Origin of the sequence: Collimonas sp. OK607 (genome assembly GCF_900111995.1) — a bacterium.
In the GTDB taxonomy this organism is placed as follows: Bacteria; Pseudomonadota; Gammaproteobacteria; order Burkholderiales; family Burkholderiaceae_D; genus Collimonas.
Genome location: NZ_FOKF01000018.1, coordinates 12692 through 32975 on the forward strand (window position 1 = coordinate 12692; position 20284 = coordinate 32975).

20 protein-coding genes are annotated in these 20284 nt (G+C 57.0%); 13 read left to right on the top strand and 7 right to left on the bottom strand.

Annotated features, from left to right (window positions below; genetic code table 11):
• Positions 1-15 precede the first annotated feature (15 nt).
• Entirely contained in the window at positions 16-654 is a 639-nt protein-coding gene (locus BM029_RS13555) for an NADPH-dependent F420 reductase (RefSeq protein WP_211482476.1), read from the top strand.
• A gap of 626 nt (positions 655-1280) precedes the next feature.
• Here BM029_RS13555 and BM029_RS13565 read toward each other — a convergent pair.
• The 4 genes from BM029_RS13565 to BM029_RS13580 all read right to left on the bottom strand — a co-directional run bounded on the left by BM029_RS13565 (position 1281) and on the right by BM029_RS13580 (position 4769).
• Positions 1281-2357: a threonine aldolase family protein gene (locus BM029_RS13565; RefSeq protein ID WP_092436833.1), complete on the bottom strand. Its 1077-nt coding sequence runs from the start codon at positions 2355-2357 to the stop codon at positions 1281-1283.
• A gap of 251 nt (positions 2358-2608) precedes the next feature.
• Positions 2609-3418 (bottom strand): AraC family transcriptional regulator, encoded by an 810-nt coding sequence (locus BM029_RS13570; RefSeq protein WP_092436835.1) that lies wholly within the window; start codon positions 3416-3418, stop codon positions 2609-2611.
• A 157-nt stretch (positions 3419-3575) separates the two neighbouring features.
• Positions 3576-3998 carry a DoxX family protein gene (locus BM029_RS13575; protein ID WP_092436836.1) on the bottom strand — a complete coding sequence of 141 codons (423 nt, stop codon included), beginning with the start codon at positions 3996-3998 and terminating at the stop codon, positions 3576-3578.
• A gap of 72 nt (positions 3999-4070) precedes the next feature.
• Positions 4071-4769: a pirin family protein gene (locus tag BM029_RS13580; RefSeq protein WP_092436838.1), complete on the bottom strand. Its 699-nt coding sequence runs from the start codon at positions 4767-4769 to the stop codon at positions 4071-4073.
• A gap of 174 nt (positions 4770-4943) precedes the next feature.
• Here BM029_RS13580 and BM029_RS13585 point away from each other — a divergent pair, with 174 nt between their 5' ends.
• The 6 genes from BM029_RS13585 (at position 4944) to pstS (ending at position 9441) form a co-directional block, all read left to right on the top strand.
• On the top strand, positions 4944-5885 hold the full coding sequence (locus BM029_RS13585) for a LysR substrate-binding domain-containing protein (RefSeq protein ID WP_092436973.1): 942 nt from the start codon (positions 4944-4946) through the stop codon (positions 5883-5885).
• Between the two features lie 80 nt (positions 5886-5965).
• Positions 5966-6922, top strand: a complete 957-nt coding sequence (locus BM029_RS13590; RefSeq protein ID WP_092436839.1) for a LysR family transcriptional regulator — start codon at positions 5966-5968, stop codon at positions 6920-6922.
• A 122-nt stretch (positions 6923-7044) separates the two neighbouring features.
• Positions 7045-7902 carry an aldo/keto reductase gene (locus tag BM029_RS13595; RefSeq protein ID WP_092436841.1) on the top strand — a complete coding sequence of 286 codons (858 nt, stop codon included), beginning with the start codon at positions 7045-7047 and terminating at the stop codon, positions 7900-7902.
• Between the two features lie 29 nt (positions 7903-7931).
• Positions 7932-8162, top strand: coding sequence for an SDR family oxidoreductase (locus tag BM029_RS26610; protein ID WP_371329123.1), 231 nt, complete (start codon positions 7932-7934; stop codon positions 8160-8162).
• Entirely contained in the window at positions 8149-8295 is a 147-nt protein-coding gene (locus tag BM029_RS26615; protein WP_211482477.1) for a hypothetical protein, read from the top strand. Before BM029_RS26610 ends, BM029_RS26615 begins: the two co-directional genes overlap by 14 nt.
• 102 nt (positions 8296-8397) lie before the next feature.
• Positions 8398-9441, top strand: a complete 1044-nt coding sequence (gene pstS / locus BM029_RS13610; RefSeq protein ID WP_092436845.1) for a phosphate ABC transporter substrate-binding protein PstS — start codon at positions 8398-8400, stop codon at positions 9439-9441.
• 6 nt (positions 9442-9447) lie between these two features.
• Here the strand turns inward: pstS and BM029_RS13615 are convergent, their stop codons facing one another.
• The 3 genes from BM029_RS13615 to hutC all read right to left on the bottom strand — a co-directional run bounded on the left by BM029_RS13615 (position 9448) and on the right by hutC (position 12584).
• Complete coding sequence (locus tag BM029_RS13615) at positions 9448-10251, bottom strand: ferredoxin--NADP reductase (protein WP_092436847.1); 804 nt, start codon at positions 10249-10251, stop codon at positions 9448-9450.
• Complete coding sequence (locus BM029_RS13620; protein WP_092436849.1) at positions 10248-11756, bottom strand: MFS transporter; 1509 nt, start codon at positions 11754-11756, stop codon at positions 10248-10250. Before BM029_RS13620 ends, BM029_RS13615 begins: the two co-directional genes overlap by 4 nt.
• A 117-nt stretch (positions 11757-11873) precedes the next feature.
• Positions 11874-12584, bottom strand: a complete 711-nt coding sequence (gene hutC, locus BM029_RS13625) for a histidine utilization repressor (protein ID WP_092436851.1) — start codon at positions 12582-12584, stop codon at positions 11874-11876.
• 257 nt (positions 12585-12841) lie between these two features.
• Between hutC and hutU the strand changes: the two genes are divergently transcribed.
• From hutU to hutG, 6 genes are all read left to right on the top strand, one after another.
• Complete coding sequence (hutU, locus tag BM029_RS13630; RefSeq protein WP_092436853.1) at positions 12842-14548, top strand: urocanate hydratase; 1707 nt, start codon at positions 12842-12844, stop codon at positions 14546-14548.
• Between the two features lie 80 nt (positions 14549-14628).
• The gene (hutH, locus tag BM029_RS13635; protein ID WP_092436856.1) at positions 14629-16170 is read left to right on the top strand and encodes a histidine ammonia-lyase; all 1542 of its coding nucleotides are present in this window, start codon (positions 14629-14631) and stop codon (positions 16168-16170) included.
• A gap of 1 nt (position 16171) precedes the next feature.
• Positions 16172-16741 carry a HutD/Ves family protein gene (locus BM029_RS13640; RefSeq protein ID WP_092436858.1) on the top strand — a complete coding sequence of 190 codons (570 nt, stop codon included), beginning with the start codon at positions 16172-16174 and terminating at the stop codon, positions 16739-16741.
• A gap of 10 nt (positions 16742-16751) precedes the next feature.
• Positions 16752-18032 (top strand): imidazolonepropionase, encoded by a 1281-nt coding sequence (gene hutI / locus BM029_RS13645; protein ID WP_092436860.1) that lies wholly within the window; start codon positions 16752-16754, stop codon positions 18030-18032.
• Between the two features lie 10 nt (positions 18033-18042).
• Positions 18043-19422 carry a formimidoylglutamate deiminase gene (locus BM029_RS13650; RefSeq protein WP_092436862.1) on the top strand — a complete coding sequence of 460 codons (1380 nt, stop codon included), beginning with the start codon at positions 18043-18045 and terminating at the stop codon, positions 19420-19422.
• Positions 19423-19452: 30 nt separating this feature from the next.
• Positions 19453-20283, top strand: coding sequence for an N-formylglutamate deformylase (gene hutG / locus BM029_RS13655; RefSeq protein WP_371329120.1), 831 nt, complete (start codon positions 19453-19455; stop codon positions 20281-20283).
• Position 20284 lies beyond the last annotated feature (1 nt).

A 20284-nucleotide genomic window follows, 5' to 3' on the forward strand; every position in this document is an offset into this window, starting at 1 on the left:
ACGAAAGGAATCATCATGTCGAACAATTCGCAAATCAACAAAGAAAACATTCAACATATCGGCATCATTGGCGCCGGCGCTATTGGCCAGGCCATGGCAAAGCAGGTCGTCCGGGCCGGGCTGAAGGTCACACTTAGTAATAGTCGTGGTCCTGAATCGCTGGCCGACATCGTCGCTCTCCTTGGTCCAAATGCCCGCGCCGGCAGCGTTCGAGATGCCGCAGCGGCAGACATCGTAGTGTTGAGCGTGAACTGGGCGCAACTGCCGTCAGCCTTGTCCGGTTTGCCATCATGGGACGGCCGCATTGTCGTCGATGCGACCAACCCCGTGATTCAACCTGGCTTTCAACTGGCCGAACTTGGCGGGCGAAATTCCAGCGAGGTGGTGACCGATATGTTACCCGGAGCCAGACTCGTGAAATCGTTCAATACCTTGCTTTCTGCAGTGCTGGCGAGCGATCCGAAGCAAGCCGGTGGCAAGCGCATTGTATTTTTATCGGGCGATGATGCCGCAGCCAAATCCACAGTCGAACAATTCATAGATCGACTGGGATTTGCCAGCATCGATTTGGGATCCTTAGCTGTAGGCGGAAAGCTGCAACAGTTTCCCGGTGGCCCGTTACCTGCAGTGAACCTGATCAAACTCGCAAATTAGTCAGTTCTATTTCCAAACGGCGTACGCCACTAAGGCAACGCTGCTGACTTCCTTAATTCTACAATGGAGAACACCATGACTTATCACCGCGTCCGAACTTATGAACCCGGCGCTCCCGCCGTAATGCGCTATGAAACGGTGCCTGGCGACATAGGTGCGCCCGGCCCTGGACAAGTCAGGCTGCGGCAAGAAGCTGCCGGACTAAATTTTATCGAGTCAGCTGGGCTACTTTGATAAGCACTGAGTATGACGTCCAGGTAGATCCTGGAAGCGGTTTGACGGAAAGTCTATGCAGACTTCAATGAATCAGGCTTGACCGGCTGGTCAACATATCGCGTTCCGCAGCCTGGGCTAGCTGATGCGCCACCGCAGGACAGAGGTACCTGCCGCCGCGCGCAAGCGTCCTTACGGCCGCCAACAGCTCGTGTACAGGCGAGCTGGTCAGCACAAAGCCTTTGATAGTAGTGTCAGCGATCGCCGCACTCTTTCCATCGCCGGAAGGCATACCTCTTTAAGGGTAGCCGGTGGGCGTATTCACAGATGGCTGCGCGGGTAGAGTTAATTTCGCAAGCAGAGGCCCGCCATGCGCTTTTGGCGGGCAGATTACTCTAGAGGACAGGGCGGTCCTAGCTCAAAGGCATTGTTGGTTGGAGGTTTGCAGCGCTTGCAGTCCAGCTGCTGATGGCTTCGACCAGGCGGTCAACTTGCGCCTCTTCTGTCGCCCAGGAAGTCACCAGCCTGATAACTGACCTGTGTTCGTCCCGCTTTTCCCACACGTAGAATGCGAAGAATTTGTTGAGCGACTCGATCAGCGCATTCGGCAAGATGGGGAAAACCTGGTTGGTCTCGGTATCAGCCGCCAGCTCGTATCCTCCTTTTGCTATTCCTGCCGCTAATTTGTCAGCCATTGCAGTGGAGTGCCTGGCCAAATTGAAAAACAAATTAGTCGGTCCGAATAGCTCGTGAAACTGAAGACCAAGAATCCGTCCCTTGGCCAATAACCCGCCGCGCTGCTTGATATGGAAAGCAAAGTCTTTAGCCAGCGACGGATCAGGTATCACGATTGCCTCTCCAAGAAGCGCGCCTACCTTGGTACCTCCGATCCAGAACGCGTCTGTCAACAGTGCAATGTCAGCCAACGTCAAGTCGTTTTTGTGCCCGGCAAGGGCGGCGCCAAGGCGCGCGCCATCCATGAATAAAATCAGGTCCCGCTCCCTGCACAAGTCTGAGATCGCTTGAAGTTCCGCCTTAGAGTAAATGGTGCCGATCTCCGTTGCATTCGAGATGTATACCAAGCGCGGCTTCGCCATGTGAGGAAAATGCGCATTAGCTTCTAATGCGGTGCGTATGCTATAGGGCGTGAGCTTGCCATCGACTGGAGGGACAGTAATTATCTTATGCCCGATCGCCTCGATAGCGCCGGTTTCGCGCACCACTATATGTCCGGAAGCCGCAGCGATAACCGCCTCATGCGGACGAAGAAAACTTCCGATCGTAACAATGTTTGCCAAGGTCCCGCTGGCAACAAAAAATATTGCGCAGTCTGTGTTGGCAAGGTGACTTCTAATTCTTGCCTTCGCCTCGAGTGAATAGGCATCGTCCCCGTAGGGCGCCTGTTGGACCGAGTTGGTTGCCGTGAGCGCTTGCAAAATCTGTGGATGTGCGCCCTCGCTGTAGTCGTCAAGAAAACTGTAGTTGCTCATAAGTCGGTTACCGGTAGGTTATTCGTATTGCGAAGCGCTCTGCTGCAGCTCCCCCTTCAACGCCGGCGAATCGTCAGCCAAGTGTAGAGACACCGCGCAGTAGCATAGTTTATTCGTCGAGGCGGCGTGACGCTTGTAAAAAATTGATCTTTGTGTGGCTCGACTCACCTTGGGTTACATAGCGTAATACACTCGTCCATGGACGGTTGGGGGTATTGGACACCCGGGGTGTCGAGTGAATGATTCCATAGTCAGTATTGGGAAGGCGCCACTCCAAAAGCTTGCCGAAAGGCTCGGTTAAAGTGGCTCTGATCGTAGAATCCAATCTCCTGAGCCACTTGTGTGAGGCATCTGTCTGGTCGATTTAGCAGGGCGCACGCGCGTTCGAGCCGCATGCGAAGCAGCCAGGCGTGCGGTGTCATGCCCACAGTTCGCTTGAAAAATTTTAGGAACTGAAAGCGGCCGAGACCAATGACCTTTGCCAACTCGTCCAGTGTTATTTTCTGAGCCAATTGTGCCTCGCAATAATCTCGGATACGGCGGAGCTGAGAAACTGACAACGTGCCGCTAGTTGAAGAGGGAGATAGAATTCGGGCGCGTCCGAACAAGTTTTCGAATAGGGTTAGTAAACGGGACTCATGCTGCAGCGGTGAATCGTCTTGCCCGGAAACGAACGACTCATGCATCCTCGCTAAATGCCTGGCCAAGGCGGGATCTTCGATTACCAGAGCTGAAAGCGTTGGAAACCTGTCTTTTCCCGTAACATCAGCGGCCAGTCTGCTCAGCAGGTCGGGTGAAAGGCGGAAAGTCTTGAGTGTGTACGACTGGTTCGTTGCGACTGCGCCGTCATGTACCTCGCCCGGTGGCATCAACTGGATAGTGCCGGGAGTCAAAATCAACGATTCGCCGCGAAACTCTTGACGTTGCACACCTTCTGTCACGAGGGCGATGTGATAGTCGAGGTGGTAGTGAGGAGCGAAACTGAACTCTGAGAAGTGCGCTTCGCTTAGTATGAGGCCGGGTGTTTCAGCGCTTCTGTTGTACTTAACCTGGTCTTTCATCTCACGGTCTGGGTAAGGTGCTGCAGTAAGGCGTTGCGGAGGCCGGTTTCCATCGGAATCATATTTCGTAATATCAGCCTAGTTTAGGCCGCATTAACCCCGCTAACAAGTATCCACCGGCCTGCCTTGACCTTGCCCTTAGTCCTATTGCGCAATATCAGGCGTGTTGCCCCGCCGGCGCCGAGGCTTTCCTGCCCGCCGCGCTGTCGAGACTGACCGGGCCGGCGCCGAAGTAGGCGATGTTGAGCAAGCCACCCATCAACATGATGTTCTTGAGGAAGTGGATCATCTGGTTCTGATCTGCAAAGTTGTGATGGAAGAAAATCGCTGTCGCCAACGTGAACAAGGCCATCGCGGGGGCAACCAGGCGCGTGCGGTATCCCAGCAGGAGCAAGGTGCCGCCGCCGGCCTCCATCAGCACCGCGATGGCAACGCCCAATCCGGCCAGGGGCAAGCCGACGCTGGCGATGTAGCCGGCGGTAGCAGTATAGGAAGTCAGTTTTCCGATGCCGCTCATGATGAAGGGGGCGCCGATGAGGATACGGCCGATCAAAGGCAAGTATTTGTTGGGTGTGGACATGATGTGCTCCTTAATAAGAATAAATAAGAGTAAAAACAAAAAAAATAAAAACGAAAAATTAAAAATAGAAAATCAAGCTGCATCGACAAGAACAACTTCGGCATCGTCGATTGCTGCGACGACGATCTTTGAAACATCTTTGGCCGCGATGCCGTCGCGTGCATCGAGGCGCAATCCGTTGACCGAAACCGCGCCGCGCGCGACCACCAGGTAGCCGTAGCGGGAAGCGCCGATTTCATACCCGATGGACTGGCCGCGCGTGACCGTCGCGCCAAGCACGCGTGCGTCCGCTTCGATAGCAATCGCCTCCGTATCGCCGGGCAGGCCGCTTGCCAGCACTACCCAGCGATTGGCCCGTTCGGCCTTGGGAAACGGCTTTGCCGACCAGCGCGGCGCGATGCCGAGGCGACGCGGACGCAGCCAGATCTGGAAAAGCTTCAACGGCCCGCTGCCGGGATTGGTTTCCGAGTGTCGGATGCCGCTGCCTGCGGAAAATGCCTGGACGTTGCCTGCGGCAATCTGGCCGCGTCCGCCGGTTGTGTCTGTGTGTTCGAGCAAACCTTCCCTGACGTAGGTCACGATTTCCATGTCGCGATGGCCATGCATGGGAAATCCAGTGCCCGGCGCCACTTCGTCGTCGTTCAAGACGACCAGGCTCCCTAACGGCTCGTGGGCAGCATTGTTGTGCCCGTGCAGCGCGAAATGGTGTTTGGCCTTCAGCCAGGTCAAGTCGCTACCGGCGAGTGAATCCAGATTCCGAATTTGCAGCATGTTGCTCTCCATAAATCTTCAAGTACGTGTGCGCTTGATGCGTAGTGTCCGTTGCACCTTGCGAACTGATGAGGCCATCATAGTTCAGCAACAAACCTGGATTAATGGATTGAAATAGAATGGATATTTGTCGAAAATAGAAAAATAAACGGAAATCAACCAATGGAGGAGGGCATGGCCCCGATCAATGACCTGAACAATCTTGTCTTTTTCGCCAAGGTCGTCGATGCCGGTAGCTATACCGCTGCAGCCGAGGCGCTCGGCATGCAGACCTCCAAGCTGAGCCGGCGCATAAGCACGCTGGAAGCGGAGTTGGGGGTGCGCTTGCTTAACCGCACCACGCGCAAGCTTTCCCTGACCGAGATCGGCAAGACCTTTTATGGACATTGCGTGGCCTTGATTGCGGAGGCGCAGTCGGCCAAAGACGCCGTGCATCAAACGCTATCGTCGCCGCAGGGATTAATACGCATGAGCTGCCCGGTCGGCCTTCTTCAGGGTGGCCTGGCCGACATCCTTGCCAGGTTCCTGGCTGCCGAACCGCAGGTACGCATCGCGCTCGATGTGACCAATCGCCGCGTCGACGTCGTCGATGAAGGTGTGGATCTCGCCATCCGCGTCAGGGTGCCGCCTCTTGAAGATTCTGACCTCGCCATGCGTGCCTTCGGCCCGTCGAAATTTATCCTGGTCGCCAGCCCAAGGTTCGTGCTTCGGCATGGCATGCCTGCACAACTGGCGAACGTGGCAAAGATGCCCGTCGTTGCCATGGGTTATGCCGGCGATAAGATCACCTGGCGTTTTCAAGACAAGGATGGCAACGCCGAAGAGCTCGTGCACACGCCGCGCCTGCACACGGACGACCTGCTCACGCTGCGCACCGCCGCATTGCAAAGCATAGGCGTCGCCTATATGCCCGCGCTTGCGGTGGCGGAAGAAATGGTAGCCGGCACGCTGGTCAGGCTGCTGCCGCAGTTAAGCGCGCGCGCGGGCATCATCCATGCCGTATTTCCGTCGCGGCGCGGGATGATTCCCGCTGTCAGGGCCTTGCTCGACTTCCTTGCCGTGGCGCTGGCGGAGAGTTCCTGGCAGTCTTCGGCGCAAGAGGGCGAGGAAAAGTAGGCTAGCGGATCGCGATTGTCCATCCGGAGGAAAGCGGATATGATCGATTTCTCCATCGACTGCGGCGATATTCATTCACCATGCTTGACGGCGTATCGTTTGATCAATTGCGGACTTTTATCACAGCTGTCGACGAGGGCAGCTTCTCCGCTGCCTCGCGCAAACTGTATAGAGCGCAATCGGTCATCAGCCAAACCATCAGCAATCTTGAAGAACAGATTGGCGTAGAGCTGTTTGACAGGTCCGGCCGCTATCCAAAACTTACGCCCGCAGGTGTTGTCCTGCTTGCCGACGCACGAAATATCGTGACCAACGTCGATCTCCTGAAGGCCCGCGCGAAAGGCATAGCGACCGGATTGGAGCCGGAGCTATCCGTCGTCGTGGATGTCATGTATCCGATTGCAGCGGTGACGCAAGTCGCAAAGGAGTTCAGGCAGCAATATCCCGGTGTCGCGTTGCGCGTCTATGTTGAAGCTTTAGGCGGGGCATTGCAGCCCGTCCTGGATGAGCGCTGCAGCGTGGGGATCGTGGGTTCGTTGCCGCATATTCCGTCGGAGATGGCATATGAACACCTTGCCGGCGTGATTTTTCTCATGGTCTGCGCCAGTGACCATCCCTTGGCTTCATACAGGGGGAAGATTCCCAAAGATGTCTTGGCGAGACACACGCAAATTGTTTTGACGGACCGTTCGGATCTGTCAAAAGGCCGTGAGTTTGGCGTGATGTCGCCTTTGACCTGGCGGCTTGCCGATCTCTTCGCCAAGCACCATTTCCTCTTGAACGGCCTGGGGTGGGGCGGTATGCCGCTGCATATCGTGCGCGACGATATAGAAAATGGCCGCCTATCCGTATTGCGGATCGAAGATGTGCCTCCCGAGGGATTGGTTTTGCAAATGTCCGCAATCTGGCAAGCCTCATCACCCCCTGGTCCTGCCGGGCGCTGGTTCATCGAACGCTTGAAGCAAATACCGTCCCCGGCAAGCACAATTCCGACAGGTAAAACGTCAGGTAAAAGCCGTTCCGGGTCTAAGCGGTAGTCATCCGTTTTGCATCCATCGCGGGCGCCGATGGATAACATCGAAAAATTCTGACTGGTGCCTTCCGCCCTCACGAGAGATCATTCCATCATCAATTGGAATGAGAGAATCGAGGAGGGATCATGCTCACCACTTCACACTATTCGCCTGTTGCGTCCGAGGCCCTCGTTGTTGGCGAGGCGCATCTTCCACGCCTCGGGTTTGGCACTTATGGCATGTCAGGCCCACGCCTTGAGGAAATCCTGGTAGCCGCGCTGCGTCACGGTTTCCGGCATATCGATACGGCCCAGATCTACCAGAATGAAGCCGATGTCGGCGCCGCTATCCGCACCTCCGGAGTTTCTCGTCACGACATCTTCGTGACGACCAAGGTATGGGTCGACAGCTACCCCGCAGACCGGTTTTCCGCATCGGTCGATCAAAGTTTGCGCGATCTCAAATCCGACTATATCGATCTCCTGCTGGTGCATTGGCCGCGTGGAAGCGTTTCCATTGCCGAGCAAATCGAAGGTCTGAACCAGGCTGTAGATGCGGGAAAGGTTCGTCATATAGGCGTCAGCAACTTCAATGTCGACATGATGCAATCTGCGATCAAATTTTCGCGGCACCCGATCGTAACAAACCAGGTGGAGTACCACCCGTTCCTGGACCAGAGCCTGCTGCTCAAGGCAGCCCATGTCAACCAGACGAGCCTGATGGCCTATTGCGGCATGGCGGTCGGACGTGTCTTTGAGAGCCCCGTCCTGAAGGAAATAGCCGCGCGCAATAAGCGAACAATTGCACAAATCGTTTTGAGATGGTTGATCCAGCAACCGGACGTCGTCGCACTTACTCGCACGGAGAAATTCGAAAGAATCGTCGACAACGTTCGCGTCTTCGATTTCGAACTTTCCCAAGAGGATATGCAGACGATAACGATGCTTCGTAGTCCGGGAAGCAGGGTTGTCAATCCTGCCCACCTCGCTCCGGCCTGGGATTAACCAGAAATGGCCGCGGCGGCCAAAGCCGAATCTATTTAACATCGAAGATGGGCATCATCGGCTTCATGCGAGGCTTGGCGAACGATGTTGCGCAAGACGGCATCACCGCAAATTCCATGTTGCCCGGTCTGACGAATACGCAGGCTTCCGTATCTCAAGCGGAAGGCCAGAAACGCGCCACTTGGGAGCAGCAGGCAATCAAGCAGCTAGGAGAGCCCAAAGACATTTGCAGGTACGATTCTGTTCTTGGCAAGCGATGACGCTGCGTTTATTACCGGGCAGGCAATTGTCGTGGATGGCGGTTCTTATCGAATCGGCTTGGCCGTGGTGATTTTCTGCCGTGTTGCTTTTTTGCTGGCGTTATCCGACATTCGCCAACAAAGCCACGGTTGATGGCACAATTGCACCCGCCAATTTTGCCAAATCAGGCAGTTGGCTGTGATGACGGCTCAAAATGCCGCTCGCCTGCCAAAATAATTACTCCATAGGTCGAAAATGTTGAAATACGTCGTTCTTTTTTCCTGCGTGCTCGGTTTTAGCGCGGCCCAAGCTGTCGATATCACTGGCGCCGGTTCTACCGCAGCAGCGCCGCTATATGCGAAATGGCAACAAGCCTATACCAAGAAAACCGGCAACAAGCTGGTCTACGAAGCAATCGGTTCATCCGGTGGCATCAAGAAAATCAAGGAAAATGCCAGCGATTTCGGCGCCAGCGACGCACCCATGTCGACTGCCGATCTCAAGAAATTCAATTTGCTGGATTTCCCTACCGTGATTTCCGGGGTGGTGCCGGTTGTGAATTTACCAGGCGTCAAGGATGGCGAGTTGCATCTGAACGCAGATATCATTGTCGGCATTTATTCCGGCAAGATAGAAAAATGGAACGACGCTGCCATCACCAAAGAAAATCCAAAGCTGGCGCTGCCTAATTTACGCATCCAGCCGCTGGCGCGCGCCGACGGATCCGGCACAACCTTTACGCTCACCGACTACCTCAGCCGCGTCAATCCGGAATGGAAAACGCAGTACGGCACCAATTTCACTATTGCCTGGCATGCCAATGTAAAGGCCATCAAAGGCACGAATGATCTGGTGGCGACGTTGAAGAAAACACCGGGTGCGATTGGTTATGCAGAATATGCGTACGTGGTCGAGAGCAACCTGAACTATGCGCAACTCAAGAACCACGACGGACAATACGTCCATCCGAATGCAATGTCATTCAAGTCGGCGTTGTCAAACAGCGGCTGGAAAAATACCGGGAATTTCGAGGAAATGCTGACCGATAAAGCCGGATCTGGAAGCTGGCCGATCACCGGCGCCACATACATCTATGTGCCGCGTGTCACCAGCCAGCCGGAACGCACTGCCGCGGTAATACAATTTTTTACCTGGGCCTTCATGGAAGGCGACGAGTTGGCGAACAGCCTGGACTATATCCGCCTGCCTGATAACGTGCAGGCCCGCGTAGTGCACGAGATGTCCAGCGTCGTCGACACAAAAGGCAATCGCCTGTCGGTGCCGATCTTTGTCAAATAATATCGTTCACCAATAATCTTCTGTCACGAATTGCCCCGGCACCGCCCGCCGGCAAGGGCGCAAGCCGCGCTGATAGAGAATATCCCGGGTTGCGGTAATCATTTCCGGATTACCGCACATCATGATGCGCGAGGTTTCTACCGTGATAGGCAGGCCCGCCGCCGCTTCCAGTTCGCCGCTGGTCAGCAGGGTCGTGATGCGGCCTTGCAGATTACCTGGATCAGGTGATTGCTTATCGCGTGTGGTGGAGCGCAGCAGTTGCAGGCGCGCGCCGCCAGCCGCCAGTTCCGGCCGCAGGTGCAGTTTGGAGAGCAGCTCCTGATAGGCAAGTTCGTCGGCATTTCTTACACAGTGCACCAGAATCAGGTTGCGGAATTTTTTCCATACCGCCGGGTCTTGCAGGATCGAGATAAACGGGCCAAGACCGGTTCCAGTGGCCAGCATCCACAAATCCTCGCCATCCACAAAGCGGTCCGCGGTCATGAAGCCATAGCTGAATTTTTCAACCAGGATCGGATAGCCTGGCTTCAGGTCTTTCAGTTGTTCGGTGAACAGGCCGCCGGGGACTTGCACCAGGAAGTATTCCAGTTCGTCTTCGGTAACCGCCGAGGTGACCGAGTAGGCACGCCATAGTGTTTCATCGCCGGCCACCACGCCCAGCCGGGCAAACTGACCTGGTGTGAACTGGTAGCCGGCCGGGCGCGTACTGCGGAACGAGAGCAGTTTCTCGGTCCAGTAATGCACGCTGGTGACGGTTTCGGTACTGGCCTTGAGTTGGGAGACCGGTGCTTTCGGAGGCGTACTGCTCATGACTGGGGTTCCTGTAATTGCTCGTTGCGGGCGAGGTCGGACACTGCGGGCGCCGCAGGCACGGCCGCAGCAACCGGTGCATTCAAGCGCAACGCTTGCCGCACCGTGAAGAATGCAAGTACCGGCGCCACTGCGAAGCAGATGAATAACCATTGTGCCGCATTTTCTGCCCCCGGCAAGCCGCCCGGATCGGCCAGCCCGGCAAGCGATGTCACCATGCCGGCCAGGGCTGCGCCGATGGCAGTGGCAAACAGTTGCACGGTGGTGAGAGAGTAGGCCGCCAGGCTGCCTTCGTCCGGATGCGTGCTGCTTAATACCTTCGCCATCAGATGCGGCATGCCCATGCCTATGCCGAAGCCGACCAGCACCAGTGCGATGCACAGAGGCAGCAGGCCGTAGTCGTTCATCACCGCGCTTGACGGCAGCATGAACGACAGGGCCAGCAGTGCCGCGATCACTACCAACGGCCCGGCTTTCATGACAAACTTCGCACGGGCGCCGCTGTAACTTGAAAACAGCAGGGCCGCCAGAGTCCAGCCGCAAGACATGATGCCGGTCAGATAGCCGGCCAGCAGCGGTGAATGCGCTTGGATCACTTGCAAGAAATACGGCACGTAGATTTCAGTGGTTAGCCCCAGGATCATCAGGATCATGGTGGCATACAGGGCGCCGATGCGGCTCCGCAAAGAAAATGCGCCGTTCGGCAGCAAACGCGTGCCACCGCGCTGCTCCATCCAGGCAATCAATGCGATCAAGGCAATGCCGAACACGATGCCGCCGACATTCAATATGGCGCTACTGAACAGGCTGGCCGCCGAGACCGACAATACCGCCGCTGCCAGCAGCAATATCTTCACGATAGGAATGCTGTCCGGTTTTTCCTCAGAGCGTGTTTCTGCCGGCATCTTCAGTGTGAATTGCACCAGGAACGCTAGCACGACAGCTGCCGGCAACAGCGCCCAGAACGCACCGCGCCAGCTGCCGGCCTGCGCAAACATGCCGCCGATGGCCGGCCCTGATAGTGTTGAAATCCCCCACATGCCCGACATCAGCGCCATCGCCCGCGACCACAATGGCGGCGCAAACACGACCCGGATCATGGCATACGACAGCGCCACCAGAACCCCGCCGCCAAAGCCTTGCACGGTGCGCGCTGCCAGCAGCCACACCATATGCGGCGCCAGCGCGCAGCCGGCGGAACCCAGCGAAAACACCAGCAATGCCGACAGGCAGGCGGGGCGGTAGCCGATCCATTCGACCAGCCGTGAAGCCACGCCGGCGGCAATTATGGAGGCCACAACAAACAATGAAGTAGCCCAGGCATAGTATTCCAGGCCGCCGATATCCTTGACTACCGATGGCAGGATGGTGGTGACGATATATACATTGGTGGCGTGCATGCCAATGCCGCCGGCCAGCGTGATGGAGCGTATAGCATTGCGTCCTGACAGCAGGTCTGCCCAGCTGGCAGAGGAAGTGTCGGGTGCGGTAGTGGTTACTGACATGAGTGGTTGAATCCTGTTTCGATCTTGCTTGCCATTTGCTTGTTATTTATTGCTTGCTGCTTGAAATTTTACTGCGCCGACTGGTTCGCCGATGTGTGTTGCGGCAGATACTGCAAATCAGAATCCGCCCGTAAACTGATACCTTGATCCGGGATGCCATAACGTGACCGAAGTCGCCACCGCCTGCCGCACCCAGGTCCGGCGCGCAAGCAGCAGACACGGTTCGCCGGCTTCCATCTGCAACTGCTTGCGTACTGCGGCATCCGGCATCTTGGATTCGATGCTGTATTCAGCTTTGTCCAGCGGTGCAATTTGCACCATGTAGTGATTCGGCGTGATCCGATGAAAATCCTGCTGCAGATAGTCGGGAAACAGCTGCGGATTGGTGTAGCGGTCTTCCAGCTGGATCGGGATGTCATCGGCAAAATGCACAATCACGGAATGAAACACCGGGCCGTTCGCCAGGCCTAGCGCTTTCAATGCGGCCGGCGCGGAGCTGGCCTCCAGAGTCAGCACCTGGCTGCGATAACGATGGCCGCGGGCGATCAGCTCGTCGTCGATACTGTGGATCTCCACCAGCGTCGACTGGTATTTCCCCGGTGCGACATATGTGCCGGAACCCTGGATCCGTACCAGCAACTGGTTGTCGGTCAGTTCGCGCAGGGCACGGTTGACTGTCATCCGCGACAGGCTGAATTGCAGCATCAGCTCGCGTTCCGATGGTATCAGGTCGCCCGGTTTCCAGTCGCCATTGCGGATTTGTTGCAAGACATGGTCTTTGACTTGTTGAAATGCCGGTATTGCTTTGTTGGTTGATACGCCATGCATGTGCAGGCTCCTACTAAAGAAAATTCATCACGGATACTACATCAGTTGTTGATAAGCCAAATCAGTTGATGAGAAGCTAAGTATGCATGCTCAAGTGGACTTGAAGTCAATGGCTATTTTTCAATATTTCTATCGACCGTGCCACATGTCCACAAGATTCGCATAAATTCTGTTGACTAAGTTGTATAGGCATTATATCTTACTGGACTATACAACTTGACGTTTATTTGCAGGCACTTTTCCGGAGACTAACCAACATGAGCACATCGACCAATACCGATCCGCGCCGCGACCCCAGCCGCACCATCCGGGCGCCACGCGGTACCACCCTGACAGCCAAGAGCTGGCTGACCGAAGCGCCGCTGCGCATGTTGATGAACAATCTCGACCCGGAAGTGGCCGAGCGGCCGAACGACCTGGTGGTATACGGCGGGATTGGCCGGGCCGCGCGCGACTGGGCCTGTTTCGACAAGATTGTCGAGGCGCTGACCAATCTGAATGAAGATGAAACCTTGCTGATTCAGTCTGGTAAGCCGGTCGGCGTATTCCAGACCCATGCCGATGCGCCGCGGGTGCTGCTGGCCAACTCCAACCTGGTGCCGAAATGGGCCAATTGGGAGCACTTCAACGAACTCGACCGCAAGGGCCTGTTCATGTACGGCCAGATGACTGCCGGCAGCTGGATCTACATCGGCAGCCAAGGCATCGTGCAAGGCACGTTTGAAACCTTTGCCGAAGCAGGGCGCCAGCATTTCGGTGGTGATCTTTCAGGGCGCTGGATTCTGACCGCCGGCCTGGGTGGCATGGGCGGCGCGCAACCGCTGGCAGCAACCCTGGCCGGCGCGGCATCGCTGACCATAGAATGCAAGCAGTCCAGCATCGATTTCCGCCTGCGCACGCGCTACCTCGACAAGCAGGCCAAGGATCTGGACCACGCGCTGGAACTGATCAAATATCATACCGAACGCAAGGAAGCGATTTCCATCGGCCTGCTCGGCAATGCCGCCGAAGTCTTGCCGGAGCTGGTCAAGCGCGCCAAGGCTGGCGGCATCAAGCCAGACCTGGTGACCGACCAGACCTCGGCGCATGACTTGATCAACGGCTACCTGCCGATCGGCTGGAGCGTCGAGCAATGGGTGCAGGCGCAAAACGAGCCGGCACTACAAGCCAAATTGACAGCCGATGCTGCGCAATCCTGCGCTTTGCATGTGCAAGCGATGCTGGATTTCCATGCAATGGGTATCAAGACCGTCGATTACGGCAACAACATCCGTCAGGTGGCGTTTGACCATGGCGTCAAGAACGCTTTCGATTTTCCAGGTTTTGTACCGGCCTATATCCGGCCGTTGTTTTGCGAAGGCAAGGGGCCGTTCCGTTGGGTCGCTTTGTCCGGCGATCCCGAAGATATCTACAAAACCGATGCCAAGATCAAGGAACTGTTCCCGGAAAACAAACATGTGCACCGCTGGCTGGACATGGCGCGCGAACGCATTTCCTTCCAGGGCTTGCCGGCGCGGATTTGCTGGCTGGGCCTGGGCGAACGCCATATCGCCGGCCTTGCATTCAATGAAATGGTGCGCACCGGCGAATTGAAAGCACCGGTGGTGATCGGCCGCGATCACCTGGATACCGGCTCGGTGGCCAGCCCGAATCGTGAAACCGAAAGCATGAAAGACGGTACCGACGCCGTTTCCGACTGGCCCTTGCTGAATGCCTTGCTGAATACTTCCGGTGGCGCCACCTGGGTTTCGTTGCATCATGGCGGTGGCGTCGGCATGGGTTATTCGCAGCACGCCGGCATGGTGATTGTTGCTGACGGCACCGAAGCTGCCGCCAAGCGCCTGGCGCGGGTACTGGTCAACGATTGCGCTTCTGGCGTCATGCGCCATGCCGATGCCGGTTACGAGGCAGCGATCGAATGCGCCAAGCGTCATAATTTGAATTTGCCGATGATCAATCGCTGAGAAAATAGCGAGCCACGGATGATCGTCAGGATTTATCCATAGAATTGAATTCGTTTAGCATTATTGTGAAAGAAATAACCATGAACACACCGTTGACTCTGCAACCAGGAAAAATGTCTCTGGCAGAGATCCGCCGCATCTGGGCCGAAGCCGTACCGCTGCAGTTGCCGCCAGCCGCCTATGACGCGATCAATGCGTCAGCCGCCACCGTCGCCAGGATCGTTGAACGTGGCGATGCCGCCTATGGCATCAACACCGGTTTCGGCAAGCTGGCCAAGACTCGGATTCCGGACGAACAATTGGAGTTATTGCAACGCAACCTGATCCTGTCGCACTCGGTCGGTACCGGCGACCTGATCGACGACGCCGGTGTGCGCCTGATCCTGGCAATGAAAATCGGCAGCCTGGCGCGTGGTTTCTCAGGTATCCGCGCGAAGGTGATCGACACTTTGCTGGCGATCTACAACGCCGGCATCATGCCGTGCATCCCGGTCAAAGGCTCGGTCGGAGCATCCGGCGATCTGGCGCCGCTGTCGCACATGACGCTGGCAATACTGGGCGAAGGCCAGGTACGGGTCGACGGCAAATTGATCGATGCCAAAGAAGCGCTGGCAAAGGCCGGCATCACACCTATCGTGCTGGCGGCCAAGGAAGGGCTGGCGTTAATCAACGGCACCCAGGTTTCCACGGCATTGACGTTGAACGGCCTGTTCCTGGCGGAGCGCGTGCTGGAAGCAGCGACCGTGACCGGTGCACTGGCAGTCGACGCCGCCCGCGGCAGCGATGCACCATTCGATCCACGCGTGCATGAAGTGCGCGGCCAGCCGGGGCAAATCGCCACCGCTAAAATTTATCGCCAGCTGTTGAGCGGCAGCGCGATCCGCCAATCGCACCTGGTCAACGACGAGCGGGTGCAAGATCCCTACAGCTTGCGCTGCCAGCCGCAGGTGATGGGCGCTTGCGTCGACCTGATCGGTAACGCGGCGCGCACTTTGCTGATCGAGGCGAATGCGGTGACCGATAATCCGTTGATTTATGCGGAACGTGATGAAGTCATTTCCGGCGGCAATTTCCATGCTGAACCGGTGGCTTTTGCAGCGGACACGCTGGCGCTGGCGATTGCCGAGATCGGTGCGCTGTCGGAACGTCGGATTGCGTTGCTGATCGATTCTTCCTTGTCTGGTTTGCCGCCGTTCCTGGTGCAGTCGTCCGGCCTCAATTCCGGCTTCATGATCGCCCACGTGACTGCTGCCGCCCTGGCATCCGAAAACAAATCGCTGGCGCATCCTGCCAGCGTTGACAGCCTGCCGACTTCAGCCAATCAGGAAGATCACGTCAGCATGGCGACGTTTGCCGGCCGCCGCCTGCATGAAATGGCGCACAACACCGCTACCATCGTCGCGATTGAATTGCTGGCGGCAGCGCAGGGCGTGGATTGCCATCTGCCGTTGACAACTTCGCCGTTGCTGAATGAAGTCCAGCAACGCTTGCGCAAGCAGGTCGCGTTCTACGATAAGGATCGTTTCTTCGCACCGGATATCGAAGCCGCCAAGCAGCTGGTATTGCAGGGCGCGGTCAGCGCTAGCTGCGAGGCTTTGTTTGACGATTTGTACGGACGCTAGCATGCGGCTGATCAGCTTCGAACAGCTGCAAGCCGTGCCATGGAAAAACGGCGGAGGGATTACACGCGAGCTGCACAGTTATCCGCCGGCGGCCTCATTCGATGATTTTTCATGGCGAGTGAGTATTGCCGACGTTACGCGATCCGGCGCCTTTTCCAGTTTTCCCGGCGTCGATCGGGTAATTACCTTGCTGGAAGGCGACGGCATGCAATTACTTTCTGCCAGCGGCGACCACGCCTCGCTGACGCGATTGCAGCCACATCGTTTTCGCGGCGAGGAGCAGGTCAGCGCGCAGCTCGAAGGCGGCGCCTGCCTGGATTTCAACCTGATGTTACGGCGCGGTGCGGCTGTCGGCGCAGTTGAAATCTGGCAAGCGAATCAGGATCTGCCAAGTGGCTGCGATCTGCTGTTTTGCCTGCAGGGACGCTGGGATGTACTGACAGAGAGCGGTGAACGGATAACTTTGGAGCAACGTCAAACCTTGGTCAACGAGGATAAAGCAGGCGGGGTGTCATTGCGTTCGTTACAGGCTGGCAGTATCGTGATCAGTGTCAGCATCAATCTCTTATAGGGAAGCCGACATGTCGCAGGATCAACATACGGAAATCCGGAAAACCCGGCAAATCCGATCGGCCGATGGCATCTGGCACAACGCCAGGATTGCGCCAGCCGGCAATTCCGCTCAAGTCATCGCGGACGGCGCCATCGTCGTACGTGATGGCGTGATCGCCTGGATCGGCAGCGAAGCAGAATTACCTGCCGGGTTCGGCGATGCGGGACTGGTCAGGCACGATGCCGGCAATCGCTGGATTACCCCTGGCCTGATTGATTGCCACACACATCTGGTGTATGGCGGCAATCGCGCCGACGAATTCGCATTGCGGCTGGCAGGCGCCAGCTATGAAGAAATTGCGCGCAGCGGTGGTGGCATCGTATCAACCGTGCGCGCCACCCGCCTGGCTGACGAGGACAGCCTGTTTCAACAATCGGCACAACGCCTGGAAGCCTTGCTGGCTGAAGGCGTGACCACGATAGAGATCAAATCCGGCTACGGCCTGGATCTGCCAACCGAGCGCAAGATGCTGCAGGTAGCACGGCGTCTGGGAGAGTCCTACCCGGTTACCGTCTACACCACTTTTCTGGGCGCACATGCGTTACCGCCGGAGTACCAGGGCCGTGCTGACGACTACATCAAGCTGGTCTGCGAGGAAATGCTGCCGGCGTTGCATGCCGAAGGATTGATTGATGCGGTCGACGTATTCTGCGAAAACATCGGTTTTTCGGTGGCGCAAAGCGAGCAGGTATTTATCGCCGCCGGCAAGCTTGGCCTGCCGGTGAAAATGCATGCCGACCAACTCTCGAATATCGGCGCCACCCAACTGGCGACGCGTTTCAAGGCGCTCTCGGTCGATCATCTGGAGCACCTGACCGAAGCGGACGTCATGGCGATGCAAAAAAGCGGCACCGTCGCCGTGTTGCTGCCGGGTGCGTATTATTTCATCCGCGAAACAAAACAACCGCCGCTGGAGTTGCTGCGGCGCTACCGGATACCGATCGCGATCTCTACCGATAGCAATCCCGGTACTTCGCCCAGCACTTCTTTGCTGCTGATGCTGAACATGTCTTGCACTTTATTCCGGATGACCACGGCGGAGGCCTTGATGGGAGTCACTGCCAACGCTGCGCTGGCGCTTGGCAAAGCCGACTGCCATGGTTTGCTGGCGATAGGGCGCGCGGCCGATTTTGTGGTCTGGTCGGTGGAATCGTTGGCGGAGCTGGCCTATTGGTCGGGACTCAATCCCTGTAATGCGATAATCCGCGGCGGTCGGTTCAGCCCGGTTTCGCGCAGGGAAATTGCATGAAGGAGATAGCATGAAACAATTAATCGCCGATCGCGCCCTGTTGCCTGACGGCTGGCGCAACAATGTACTGCTGGAATGGGACGACAAGGGCATCCTGACGCGCGTCAGTCCCGATGCCGCGGAAATCGCGCTGGCTCCCAGGGCCGTCGGCCCGGTGTTGCCGGGCATCGCAAATCTGCATTCGCATGCGTTTCAGCGTGCGATGGCCGGACTGACGGAATATCGCTCCGACCTGAATGATAATTTCTGGAGCTGGCGCACCTTGATGTACAAGTTTGCCGGCAAGTTGTCGCCGGTCGATCTGAAGGCGATTGCGGTGCAACTGTATATCGAGATGCTGCAAGCTGGTTATACCTCGGTCTGCGAATTCCACTATTTGCATCACGGCAGCGACGGCAAGCCGTATGCCAATCCGGTGGAAAACATGGTTTGCCTGATTGAGGCGGCGCAGGAAGTCGGCATCGGGCTGACTTTGCTGCCGGTGATGTATCAGTACAGCGGTTTCGGCGCACAAGCGCCGCATGCCGGGCAGGCCTGCTTCATCAATTCGCCGGAATGGATCATGAGCGCCTTGAAAACCTTGCAAGCATCGCATCCGCAACATGCCGGCTTGCGCTACGGTGTCGCACCGCATTCGTTGCGCGCAGTGTCGCCGCAATCGCTGCAGGAACTGCTGACGCAACTCAGACAATGGGATGCGCAAGCACCGGTGCACATCCACATTGCAGAACAAAACAAGGAAGTCGAAGATTGTGTCGCGGCCTTAGGTGCACGGCCGGTGGCCTGGTTGCTGGATAATGTCGAGGTGGATCGCCACTGGTGCCTGGTGCACGCTACCCAGATGACAACGGCTGAAACGGAAAAACTAGCGCGCAGCGGCGCTGTTGCCGGCATTTGTCCGACTACCGAAGCCAATCTGGGCGACGGTATTTTCAATGGCGTTGCCTATGCCGCCGCACAAGGCACGTGGGGCATAGGCTCTGACAGCCATGTCAGTACCAGCGTCAGCGAAGAATTGCGTTTGTACGAGTACAGCCAGCGCCTGCTGCATCGCCAGCGGAATATGCTGGTCGGCAGCGAGAGCACATCGGCGGGCGGGTACATGTATCGGCAAGCCCTGCGCGGCGGCGCTACCGCGAGCGGTCGCCAGGTGGCTGGCCTGGTGGTCGGGCAGCGCGCCGATTTGCTGGCGCTGGATCCGCAGCACGCGGACCTGAGCAGCAAACATGGCGAACAATTGCTCGACAGCTTTGTGTTTTGCAATCACGGGCAAACGCCGGTGCGCGATGTCATGGTCGGCGGCCATTGGGTCATCCGGGACCACAAGCATAGCCGGCAGGAGCAGAGCGCCTTGTCCTATGCGCGTACCATGAAGAGATTGCTGGACTAAAATGTCATATCAGGTGGGTTGAAAGGATTGATGATGGATTTCCCTATGGAAAAATTTCTGTTTCATCGCGGCAGATTGCCGCTGCTGGTGTCGATGCCGCATGCGGGTGAGTACATTCCGCCGGATATTCGCGCCAACATGAGCGCCGCGGCATTGGATATTGCTGACACTGACTGGCACATGCCGCAGTTATATAACTTCCTGGAACAGCTCGGTGCGTCGACTTTGGTGGCGACCCACTCGCGTTACGTGATCGATCTGAATCGCCCCGAAGATAACGTCAATCTCTACCCGGGGCAGGATACGACCGGACTCTGTCCGGTGGATACCTTCCACAAGGAACCGCTGTATCAAGCCGGTAAAAATCCCAATGAGGCCGAAATCCAACGCCGCGTCACCGAATACTGGCGGCCCTATCACCAGCAACTGGAGCAAGAATTACAGCGGCTGCGCGCCGAGCATGGCGTAGCGATGCTGTGGGATGCGCACTCCATCGCATCCGTAGTGCCGCGGTTCTTCGAAGGCCGTTTGCCTGACTTGAATCTGGGCACCGGCGCCGGCAGTTCATGTGCGCCGGAACTGACGCAGCAATTGCAGGCAGTTGCTGCCGAGGCCGCCGAGGCGGGTTACAGCCATGCGGTGAATGGCCGTTTCAAGGGTGGCCATATCACGCGGCACTATGGCAAGCCGGAACAGAATATCCACGCGGTACAGCTGGAGCAGACGCAAATCAGTTATATGGAAGAACAACTGCCATTTGCTTTCGACGAGCAACGGGCGGCGCGGGTGCGGCCGACTTTGCAGCGTTTCATGGACGTGATGCTGGCGTGGGCGCATACCCACGCCGACGCCGTGAAGTGAA